The sequence below is a fragment of the Kitasatospora sp. NPDC002522 genome, assembly GCF_053595195.1.
In genome coordinates this window covers 41,976-51,275 of sequence record NZ_JBSFXE010000023.1, presented here as the reverse complement: position 1 = coordinate 51,275, position 9,300 = coordinate 41,976, and the positions used below count along the sequence as shown (strand labels likewise).

Genomic DNA, 9,300 nt, shown 5'->3' with positions numbered 1-9,300 from the left:
AGGCGCAGCAAGCTGGAGTCATGACGAGTGCAGCGCTCCGCAGCAGGGCGTGGAAACTGCTGGAGATGGTCACGACACCGCTGCTGCCGTCGGACTACCTCGACCTGGTCAGCCCACTGCGTGCGGGCGCCGACCTGCGTGGGCGTATCGAGGCCGTGCACCTCGAGACGGGTGACGCCGCGACGGTCGTGATCAGGCCGGGACGGGGCTGGCGCGGCCACACGGCCGGTCAGTACGTGCGGGTCGGGGTCGACGTCGACGGGAGGCGCCTGTGGCGTGCCTACTCCATCACCTCGCCGACGAACCGTCAGGACGGCCGTGTCACGATCACCGTGAAGGCGATCCCGGACGGCAAGGTGAGCAACCACCTGGTCCGCAAGGCGAGACCGGGCACGCTGGTCCAGCTCGAGCAGGCAACCGGTGACTTCGTGCTGCCGCATGCCAAGCCCGCGAAGGTGCTCTACCTGACGGCCGGCAGCGGCATCACGCCCGTGATGGGCATGCTGCGCGACATCGAGTTCGACGACGTCGTCATGGTCCACTGCGCGCCGCGGCCGCAGGACGTGCTCTTCCGCAACGAGCTGCACGGCCTGGTCGCGGCCGGGAAGCTGCGCCTCACCGAGGTGCACACCGCCACGGACGGCAGGCTCGAGATCGCCCGTCTCGGCGAGCTCGTGCCCGACTGGGCCGAGCGCGAGACCTGGGCCTGCGGGCCCGAGGGCCTGCTGGACGCCGCAGAGGAGCACTGGCTCGAGCACGGCGTCCAGGAGCGCCTGCACGCCGAACGCTTCCGCCCCCGCACCGTTGTCACCGACGGCGGTGGCGGCGGCGAGGTCACGTTCAGCGCCACCGGCAGGACCGTCGACGCGGACGGCGCCACGCCGTTGCTGGAGGTGGGCGAGGAGGCCGGCGTGCTCATGCCCTCCGGGTGCCGCATGGGTATCTGCTTCGGCTGCGTCACGCCGCTCAAGGCGGGCGCGGTCCGCGACCTGCGCACCGGCGAGATCACCGAGGCCGAGCCGGGCGTCCTCATCCAGACCTGCGTGTCCGCCGCGGCGGGCGCCTGCGACATCGAACGGTAGAGGCACCTTGACCGCCATCGACCCCACCGCCCACCTGACCGCCGAGCAGATCGAGGAGCTCGGCCGCGAGCTGGACGCGATCCGCGACGAGGTGATCGCCGGCCGCGGCGAGAAAGATGCCGCCTACATCCGTAAGGTCATCTCGGCGCAGCGCAAGCTCGAGCTGGCCAGCAGGGGCGTGCTGCTGTTCTCGATCTTCCCGCCCGCGTGGCTGCTCGGCACCGCCGGCCTGTCCGTGGCGAAGATCATGGACAACATGGAGATCGGCCACAACGTCCTGCACGGCCAGTGGGACTGGATGCGGGACCCGAAGATCCACTCCACCACCTGGGAGTGGGACCACGTCTCGCCGTCCGACCAGTGGAAGCACTCGCACAACGAGCTGCACCACACGTACACCAACGTGATCGGCAAGGACAACGACCTCGGCTACGGCATCATGCGCGTCGACGAGGACCAGAGGTGGCACCCGTTCCACCTCGGCCAGCCGCTGTGGAACTTCCTCAACGCCTGCTTCTTCGAGTACGGCATCGCGGCGTACGACCTGGAGCTCGGCAAGAACCTGCACAGGCGCCGCCGTAAGGACCCGGAGTTCCGCCAGCGGGCCAAGGCCGTGGGCCGCAAGATCCGCAAGCAGGTGCTCAAGGACTACGTGATCCACCCGCTGCTGTCGGGCCCGTCGTTCCTCACCACGCTCGCCGCCACCTTCACCGCGAACCTGGTCCGCAACGTCTGGACCCACTCGGTGATCATGTGCGGGCACTTCCCCGAGGGCGTACGGGTCTTCGAGCGCCGGTCGATCGAGGGAGAGACACGCGGCCAGTGGTACCTGCGCCAGATGATGGGCTCGGCGAACATCAGCGGCAGCAAGGCCCTGCACTTCATGACCGGCAACCTGTCGCGCCAGATCGAGCACCACCTGTTCCCGGACCTGCCGAGCAACCGGTACGCCGAGGTCGCGGTGAAGGTGCGCGCGCTGTTCGAGAAGTACGAGCTGGACTACGTTACCGGGCCGCTGCCCAAGCAGGTGTTCTCCGCGTGGCGCAAGGTCTTCCGGCTCGCGCTGCCGAACAAGAAGCCCAAGGTCAGGACGCCGGACCGCGAACAGGAGCTCATCGCGGCCTGATTTCCGGCCCCGCCCCCTGGGTCGGGCGGGAGCGCTGTCCCGGCCCGGCCCCGCCCACGAGCGGGTGAATGGAGCCCGTACGCCACCGCTGAGGGAGTTGGCTGGAGCCGACACGTCACCCGGCCGGGCGGCAGCGACAAGGCCGGGACCTCATCGACGAGAAGACCCAGGGCAAGCACGGCGAGCAGGTCGACGCAGCCCAGCAGAAGCTCAAGGACGAGTTGGCGGACACGCCCCCGGAAGCCGACGAGGACACCCCGCCGAAGGCATAGCCACCCGCCTCGCCGAAGGCCGAGGCCCCGGCTCCCGTGAGGGGTCGCCGGTCCCGGCCGATCGCGTACGGGCGGGGGCCGTCCTCCACCGGAGGTCGCCGGCGGACGCGGCCGCCGGTCGCTGTTCGCGGACTTCCCCCACTGTCAGTACCGCCGGCTGCCCGTCACTCCGTCTCGAACTGCACGAGGTGGGCGACCTCTCGCCCGTGCGCGTCGAGGCAGGGGTAGATGCCGCCGCCCTCACCGTTGTCCAGCAGCGCGACGACCATCGCCTGGGTCCGCTCGTCCGACAGGACGTGCCATCCGGCGCGGAACGCGTCGGGAGCGGATTCCTCGGGCAGCCGCAGGGCGTCGGGCCGGTGTTGCCGACAGGCGGCATCGAAGAGCGGCAGCAGACCCCGGTCCTGGCCGTTCGCGGCACGGTGCCGGATCTCCAGCCCGGCCAGCCGCATCAGCGCGTCCACCAGGGCGCCGTCATCGTCGGACGAACCGCTGAGGCACACGACGCCGCAGTGCGTCAGCACGCCGACTCCCGAGTACTCGCCGAGCTCCACCGGCGGCGTCTCGCCGAACCACAGCAGCAGCCCGACCGCCATCGGCGCCGCCCCTGGCGCCGCGTCCATCACCGCGTACACCCGATGGCTGCCCGGAGGCACCTCCAAACCGTCCGCTTCCCCCGACGTCGGGTCGAAGACGGTGGCCCATTCCGTCCGCACGACGAAGGAACCGATGGCATGAATCCACCAGGACTCGCGTGGTCCGCTCGTCTGCGGCGCCTCCACGAGGTGAGCGAACAACGGCTTGGCGAAATCCATCTGACACTTCCTCACTGCCGGGCAACCGGGCGGTCCCCGGCTGCGGCACCGCATCCTCGCAGGGGTTTCTGACAGCCGGGGATCAGGGTCGACCCGAGGGTGCGTCCCGCGCTGCCGCTTGCGGCCGCGTCCGGGGACGATGGCTGCTATGCCCCTCCCCCGGGTCCGCGACGTCTCGCAGCAGGCCCGGCACGGGAGCCGGCCGCGTGACTGGTGTGTGGGAATGCGGGCGCGGGGTAGGGGAGCGTCGTGCCGTCTCGCACCACCGTGGTGACCTGCCGGACGCCCGTCAACTGTCGCCGCACTGTCTCCCGAACCCCGCGTGGGGATGATGCCCCGGCCTTTCCCCGACCGGGATGGAGCCTCGGTGCCATGCCATCCGACTACTGCTCCGTCTTCATCGGACCCGACCTGCGGATCGAAAGCCGCCGGGCAGGACAGAACACCGTCTGCGTGCTCGTCGGCGACGCGCACATGGGCAACGAGCGCCAAGTTCGGGATGCGCTACGGGCGGTGTTGGACGGCCGACCGGCCGTACTCGCCGTAGACCTGGCCGCCGTCCGCCTCTTCACCTCCAGTTGCCTCAATGCCCTCCTCAGCGCCCGCCTCACCGCCCGCGCAGCCGGCACCCGGCTCGTCCTGGCCGCCCCGAGCAGCGGAGCACGCCGGGTCCTGGAAATCACGGGAGCCGACGCCGTCCTGCCTGTCTACGACACCGTCGCGCAAGCGCTCGCCGACAACGGCACCGCACCGGCACCGTAGGGTTGAGAGTCGGCGGGCCTGACCTACGCGTGCCGCGCAGCGGCCTCCTCGACGGTTCCACCTGCATCGCCGGCCGAGGATGTTCGTCCAGGAAAGCGCCGAGTACCTCGTAGAGGTGGAGGTCGGAGCCGCACAGGCCGGTGGCGGTGACCTCGACGAGGACGTCGGTCGGCTCCTCGATCCGCGGCTCGGGAACGCTGTGGACCTCGACGTTGCGGCAGCCCTGCCAGGTGACTGCTCTCATCGTTCCTCCTTGGCGAACGCGGCGTCAGGGGCTCAACGTCACTGCGCGGTGGGCTCGTTGTTGCGGTGGGCAGCCCGGTCACCGAGTGCGGTGAGGCGGTGGAGCGCCCCGTTCCGCCGGTAGCCCCGGGCGGCTTCGGCACCGGTTCGGCGTTGGAACGGGGCGTCGCCACCGGGCGGAAGCAGCCGGGCTGCCAGGGCGAGGGCGCGGCCGGTGGTCGCGGGCGCCAGGCCGTGTGCCAGCACACCGGCTTTCGCCAGCGGGGTGAGGACGAGTTCGCGGCGCCCGTGTTCGACGGCGTCGACGATCCGCCGGACGGCTCGGTGGAGTACGGCAGCAGGTGGGGCACCGCGATCCGGCCGCCGATCGAGCCGATGGTCACGATCGACCCCGCCCGAGGTCGACCTCGGCTCCGAACCGGTCGCGCACCGCTGCCAGCAGCCTGCCGGGCGCTTCGGCCGAGGTCATATCGCAGCTGGTTGCCGCCGCCGCTCCCGGCAGTCCGCGCAGTCCGGCCCCGGCACGTGCGAGGGCGGGTTCGTCGCACGCACAGAGCATCACGCGGCAGCCGCGCGAGGCGAGTTCGCCCGCGATCAACAGGCCGATGCCCCGCGAGGAGCCGGTGACCAGCGCCGTCCGGCCGACGATCGGGATCCTCTTCGACATCGCCCGTCATTTCCCAACTCCCCTGTCGGCCGCGCCGGGACACCCTGCGCCGCCACCGGCGGCGAGCACGCTCAGGCATCCGGCTGTCGGTCCTGGTCGCGGTCACGGAGGCGGTGGCTGGTGTCACAGAACGGGTAGCGACGGCTGCGGCGGCACGTGCACAGCGCCGTCACCGGCCGGTCGGCCCGGATGCTCCGGCCGTCGGGAAGCACGATCTCCACCGGGCCGTCGACCAGTACCGGTCCGCTGCCGGTCAGCCGCAGCCTCGGGAGGGACTGCTCGTCACGGCCGGACACCGCGCACCACCACCAAGGTCTCCGCCCGCTCGCCGACGGCGATCAGGCCGCGCTCCTCGAACCAGTCGGCCCGCTGCGACATGACCGGCCCGAAGGGCTGGGTCATGGCCGCCACCACACCGGCCCGCAGCCCGGACTTCCGGAGAGCATGCACGGTGGCTGCCTGATCCGCCAGGGAGGACTGCACCATCAGCAGCACACCCCCCGCGGTCAGCAGCAGCGGGGCCTGGCGGCAGATGCGGTCGAGCAGCAGCCGCCCGGTCGGCCCGGCGTCCCAGGCCCGCGCGCTGCCGTGCCGGGGCGGCCGGTCCCGGGCCGAGGGTACGTAGGGCGGGTTGGAGACGATGAACTCGAAGCGGCGCCGGGCCACCGGGGACGTCAGGTCGCCGTGGCGGACCGTGAGGCGCAGGTGACGCAGCCGGGCGTTGGCCCAGGCGGTGGCGAGCGCGAGCCGCGACAGGTCCACGGCGGTCACGGTGGCGCCGAGTTCGGCGCCGGCCAGTGCGACGGCCCCGCTTCCGGTGCCGAGGTCGAGGAGCCGGGACCCGGGTTGTGGCCGTTCGCGCCGCAGTGCCTCGATGAGGAGAGCGGTGTCGCCCTGGGCGGGGTACACGCCGGGAGGTCGCAGGAGAAGCATGGTGGAGCGCCTGCCCGTTTCGACCGATTTGATCCCTGGCATCAGGCTTCCTCCGCTGGAGCGGATGCGTCCGGCAGCGGCGCGCGCAGGGAGCTGTGGCCGTGCTGCCTGCAGGTGAGCAGGTGGGCGCCGAGCCGGGCTTCCACTGCGGCGGTGGCGGCGATACCGAAGGCGATGTCGGGGCCGAGCGAGGGATCGCCCCCGACCAGTGGGGTGATGACGGTGCGTCGGACGAGTTGCTCGTGGACGGCGTCGGCCAGCACGTGCTCCCGGTAGAACAGGGTGCCGGCCGAGGATGCGCCGAGTCGCTCCAGCGCTGCGGCCAGCCGGGCGGCGCCGGGCGGTGAGGTGATCTCCACCGCGGCGAACTGGCCGACGAGCGCGCCGCGCAGCGAGCGGTGCAGGCCGAACAGCGACATCAGGTTGACCACGGCGAGGGCGGGGGCCGGGACGTCCTCGAGGTAGCGTCCGTAGCCGGGGTCCAGGTCGAGGTCGGCCATCATCTCGGCGAACAGTCGTGCGTGGGCGCGGTCGGGGTGGCCGGCGCCGTACTCGTCGTACTGCACCGAGACGAGCGCGGCCTTGGCGGGGTTCGGCAGGCGTGGCACGACCCACATCTGCGGGTCGGCTTCCTTGAGGTGGTAGAGCGAGCGGTGCACCAGGTACTCGCGTGCCTGCCAGCGCTCCCCATGGTGAAGCAGGTGGTGGGAGGGGCCGGTGCCGGCGCTGTCGTCGGCCAGCAGGGCGGCCAGGGCCCGGGCCAGCGGCGGCGGTTCGCCGGTCCCCTGCCGGACTGCCGTGAGGAACGCGTGCTCCAGCGCGGCTCGCAGGGTCAACAGGCCCGGGTGCCACTCCCAGTCGGGGTCGACCTCGGCGAAGCCCTGGTAGTGCAGTTCGTAGCAGACGTAGAGGGCCAGTTGCAGGTCCTCGCCCCACGGGTCCTCGATCGGCGGGCGCGCGATCCGCGCGGCCGGGTCGGGGAAGGCGCGGAGGGCGGTGACGAGCCCGGCGCTGAGGGGTCCGCGCGGTCTCGGCAGGGCGGGTGCCGCGCTGACGGCGGCGTGCGGGGCGTGGCCGGTCGCAGGGGTGGGAGTCACGGCTGCCCCCCCCGGTGCCGGGTGCAGTTCCAGGACGCAGCACTTGGGGCCGCCGCCCGCCTTCAGCAACTCGGGCAACCGCACCCCGATAGGGACGAAGCCGTGGTCGTACAGCTGCGCGGCGAGACCGTGGGCGGCCTCGGTGAGCAGCACGTGGCGGCCGTCGCTGACCGCGTTGAGGCCGAGGACTGAGGCGTCCTGGTCACCGGCCAGGATCGCACCGGGGAACAGGGCGTGCAGGGTGCGGTTGCTCTCGGGGGTGAAGGCCGGCGGGTAGTACATGATCTGGTCGTCGCTCAGCACGGCCAGTGCCGTGTCCAGGTGGTAGTAGCGCGGATCGGTGAGAGCAAGGCTGACGACCCGCCGACCGAACGCCAGCTCCGCCTCGCCGTGCGCGGCCGGGCTCGTCCGCAGGCCGGAGCCCGCCAGGACCCGGCCGCCGATCGGCAGGAAGTCGCCCTGGCCTTCGTTCGGCAACCGGGCGACCGTCGGGCGGTACCCCGCCGTGCGGAACCAGGCGCGGTGGGCCGTCGCTTCGGGCGCCCGTTCGGGGTGCCGGAACCGCGCGATCAGGACCCGGCCGTCCACCACCGAGGCACCGTTGGCGGCGAACACCATATCCGGCAGCCGCGGCCGGGCAGCGATGGTCTCGACCCGGTGGCCCAGCTCGTTCAGCGTGTCGCGGAGCTTCCGCCACTGCCGCAGGGCGGCCTCGCTGTCGACCGGGCGGCTCGGGTCCATCCACGGGTTGATCGCGTAGTCGACCGCGAAGTACGTCGGCGGACAGAGTAGGTAGCGCCGGCGGACCGCTTCACGGCGCGGGACGGCGGTGGAGGTCATCGGCTCCTCCTGGGCGAGGGGACGGCTTGGTCGGACGGCTCGGTCAGCGACTGGCGAGCAGCCGGGGGGACAGGGCTTTGATCATGGTGTTGGTCCAGCGCATCTGGCGCAGGGATCGGGGGTGGCAGGCGGATGCGAGGTCGAGGAGGGGCGAGTCGCGGGTGGCCTGGGCGAGTTGGGCGAGCATCTCCCGGTTCAGAGCTCCACGGCCACCTCCGTGCTCGCGAGGATCGCCATCGCGCCTACCCGGGACGCCGCGCGGTAGACACGGCGCGGACGGGCGCACCAGCGACCGGACAGCGCGTCGCGCCGCGGGCCGGCTCTCGGCCGGCGGAGGCGAGTTCGGGCCTGCACGTGCTCACGCTCCGCCGCCTCCTGCCTGCCTGCCTGGCACGGAAGGCGGGACGGTAGAGGTACTGTCGACGGCCGGCAGCCTCGGTGCCCAGCCGCTGGCTTCCGGGGCCGCGGCGCACCCGTCACCCGGCTCCGCCCGGGCCGCGTGGGATCGCTGGTCGTCAGAGGGGCCGTCAGCCGCCACGCCTTCGCGCCGCCCTACGTCCACACGCGGCATCCGGCCGAGGCGCGAACAGGTCCGCGCCCTGGATCACGGGCCTGGGCGCAGCTGGTCGTGGAAGAGTTGCAGTGCGGCCAGTACCGCGCGGTCCTGAATGCACTCCGGTGGCGCGGATGGGGTTTCCGGTCGGGTCGTGCGGGTGCCGTGGGGGTGGGCGACGGCGACGTAGACGGTGCCCACGGGGCGGCCGTCCTGCGGGGCGGGGCCGGCGACACCGGTGGTGGCGAGCCCGTAGGTGGCGCCGGTGACCGCGCGGATTCCCTGTGCCATCTGGACCGCGACCTCCGGGTGGACGGCCCCGGCACGGGCGAGGAGCGCGGAGTCGACGTGCAGGACGTCCGCTTTCAGGTCGGTGGCGTAGGCGACCACGCCGCCCAGGAACGTCCCACCCGAACCGGGCGCGTCCGCGAAGGCCACCGCGACCCGCCCCGCGGTCAGCGACTCGGCGACGGACACGGTGTGGCCGGCGGCAGCCAGCGCGGCGGTGATCTGCCGAACCAGGACTCCCGGCCGGTCAGGCGGAGGCTGCATGCCGCGCTTGGCTGGGTCTGGCTCGCAGGACATCGTGGTCGGCCTACTCGACGGCGACCCGGACCGTGTCCAGGGCCGGGTCGGCGCTGTCGGGAACGAGCATGCCCGCCTCGATTCCGCTGCGCAGGTAGTCGGTGACCTACTTGTCGAGGAGTTCGCCCGGCAGCGCGGCGGGGATACCAGGCGGGTACGGGGTGAGCATCTCGGCCGCGACCCGTCCGGCCGCCTTGTCGACGGGGACCTGCTCGGTGGGCCCCCCGGCAACCCCCGGCACCGCGCAGCACCCGACCGTACGGGACCGGTACGACGCAACAGCCGAAGCCACGCACTCGCACTCGGTCCCGCGACGAGAACCCGC

Annotated in this window: 12 protein-coding genes and 2 pseudogenes; 4 read left to right on the top strand and 10 right to left on the bottom strand. The window is 72.3% G+C overall.

What is annotated here, in order from left to right; genetic code table 11:
- Positions 1-20 precede the first annotated feature (20 nt).
- From ACWD4U_RS20495 to ACWD4U_RS20485, 3 genes are all read left to right on the top strand, one after another.
- The gene (locus tag ACWD4U_RS20495) at positions 21-1,082 is read left to right on the top strand and encodes a ferredoxin reductase (RefSeq protein ID WP_363453738.1); all 1,062 of its coding nucleotides are present in this window, start codon (positions 21-23) and stop codon (positions 1,080-1,082) included.
- A 7-nt stretch (positions 1,083-1,089) separates the two neighbouring features.
- Positions 1,090-2,208 (top strand): fatty acid desaturase family protein, encoded by a 1,119-nt coding sequence (locus ACWD4U_RS20490; RefSeq protein WP_363453740.1) that lies wholly within the window; start codon positions 1,090-1,092, stop codon positions 2,206-2,208.
- Positions 2,209-2,309: 101 nt separating this feature from the next.
- Positions 2,310-2,480, top strand: a complete 171-nt coding sequence (locus ACWD4U_RS20485; RefSeq protein ID WP_449787254.1) for an antitoxin — start codon at positions 2,310-2,312, stop codon at positions 2,478-2,480.
- Positions 2,481-2,644: 164 nt separating this feature from the next.
- Here ACWD4U_RS20485 and ACWD4U_RS20480 read toward each other — a convergent pair whose 3' ends face one another.
- Positions 2,645-3,295, bottom strand: a complete 651-nt coding sequence (locus ACWD4U_RS20480) for a hypothetical protein (RefSeq protein WP_363453742.1) — start codon at positions 3,293-3,295, stop codon at positions 2,645-2,647.
- Between the two features lie 372 nt (positions 3,296-3,667).
- On the opposite strand from ACWD4U_RS20480, the gene ACWD4U_RS20475 reads away from it, so the two are divergent.
- Complete coding sequence (locus ACWD4U_RS20475; protein WP_363453744.1) at positions 3,668-4,057, top strand: STAS domain-containing protein; 390 nt, start codon at positions 3,668-3,670, stop codon at positions 4,055-4,057.
- A gap of 85 nt (positions 4,058-4,142) precedes the next feature.
- On the opposite strand, the pseudogene ACWD4U_RS20470 reads toward ACWD4U_RS20475, so the two are convergent.
- The 9 genes and pseudogenes from ACWD4U_RS20470 to ACWD4U_RS20430 all read right to left on the bottom strand — a co-directional run.
- Positions 4,143-4,301 (bottom strand): annotated as a pseudogene (locus ACWD4U_RS20470) (glutathione-dependent formaldehyde dehydrogenase); the annotation flags it as partial.
- Positions 4,302-4,339: 38 nt separating this feature from the next.
- Positions 4,340-4,546, bottom strand: a complete 207-nt coding sequence (locus ACWD4U_RS20465) for a hypothetical protein (protein ID WP_363453746.1) — start codon at positions 4,544-4,546, stop codon at positions 4,340-4,342.
- 133 nt (positions 4,547-4,679) lie between these two features.
- On the bottom strand, positions 4,680-4,967 hold the full coding sequence (locus ACWD4U_RS20460) for an SDR family NAD(P)-dependent oxidoreductase (protein WP_363453748.1): 288 nt from the start codon (positions 4,965-4,967) through the stop codon (positions 4,680-4,682).
- Between the two features lie 71 nt (positions 4,968-5,038).
- Positions 5,039-5,263, bottom strand: a complete 225-nt coding sequence (locus ACWD4U_RS20455; protein ID WP_363453750.1) for a CDGSH iron-sulfur domain-containing protein — start codon at positions 5,261-5,263, stop codon at positions 5,039-5,041.
- Positions 5,250-5,900, bottom strand: coding sequence for a HemK2/MTQ2 family protein methyltransferase (locus tag ACWD4U_RS20450; protein ID WP_363453752.1), 651 nt, complete (start codon positions 5,898-5,900; stop codon positions 5,250-5,252). The genes ACWD4U_RS20455 and ACWD4U_RS20450 overlap by 14 nt, the downstream gene beginning before the upstream one ends.
- Before the next feature lie 41 nt (positions 5,901-5,941).
- Complete coding sequence (ddaH, locus tag ACWD4U_RS20445) at positions 5,942-7,837, bottom strand: dimethylargininase (protein WP_363453754.1); 1,896 nt, start codon at positions 7,835-7,837, stop codon at positions 5,942-5,944.
- Positions 7,838-7,880: 43 nt separating this feature from the next.
- Positions 7,881-8,024, bottom strand: a complete 144-nt coding sequence (locus ACWD4U_RS20440; RefSeq protein ID WP_363453853.1) for a hypothetical protein — start codon at positions 8,022-8,024, stop codon at positions 7,881-7,883.
- 417 nt (positions 8,025-8,441) lie between these two features.
- Positions 8,442-8,942, bottom strand: coding sequence for a CinA family protein (locus ACWD4U_RS20435; RefSeq protein ID WP_363453756.1), 501 nt, complete (start codon positions 8,940-8,942; stop codon positions 8,442-8,444).
- Between the two features lie 43 nt (positions 8,943-8,985).
- Positions 8,986-9,198 (bottom strand): annotated as a pseudogene (locus ACWD4U_RS20430) (Orn/Lys/Arg family decarboxylase); the annotation flags it as partial.
- Positions 9,199-9,300 lie beyond the last annotated feature (102 nt).

Excerpts from the sequence above, each read along its gene's own strand:
- ACWD4U_RS20495 (WP_363453738.1), top strand. The coding sequence starts at position 21 with ATGACGAGTGCAGCGCTCCGCAGCAGGGCGTGGAAACTGCTGGAGATG.
- ACWD4U_RS20480 (WP_363453742.1), bottom strand. The coding sequence starts at position 3,295 with ATGGATTTCGCCAAGCCGTTGTTCGCTCACCTCGTGGAGGCGCCGCAG.
- ACWD4U_RS20475 (WP_363453744.1), top strand. The coding sequence starts at position 3,668 with ATGCCATCCGACTACTGCTCCGTCTTCATCGGACCCGACCTGCGGATC.
- ACWD4U_RS20460 (WP_363453748.1), bottom strand. The coding sequence starts at position 4,967 with ATGTCGAAGAGGATCCCGATCGTCGGCCGGACGGCGCTGGTCACCGGC.
- ACWD4U_RS20450 (WP_363453752.1), bottom strand. The coding sequence starts at position 5,900 with ATGCTTCTCCTGCGACCTCCCGGCGTGTACCCCGCCCAGGGCGACACC.
- ddaH (WP_363453754.1), bottom strand. The coding sequence starts at position 7,837 with ATGACCTCCACCGCCGTCCCGCGCCGTGAAGCGGTCCGCCGGCGCTAC.
- ACWD4U_RS20440 (WP_363453853.1), bottom strand. The coding sequence starts at position 8,024 with ATGCTCGCCCAACTCGCCCAGGCCACCCGCGACTCGCCCCTCCTCGAC.
- ACWD4U_RS20435 (WP_363453756.1), bottom strand. The coding sequence starts at position 8,942 with ATGCAGCCTCCGCCTGACCGGCCGGGAGTCCTGGTTCGGCAGATCACC.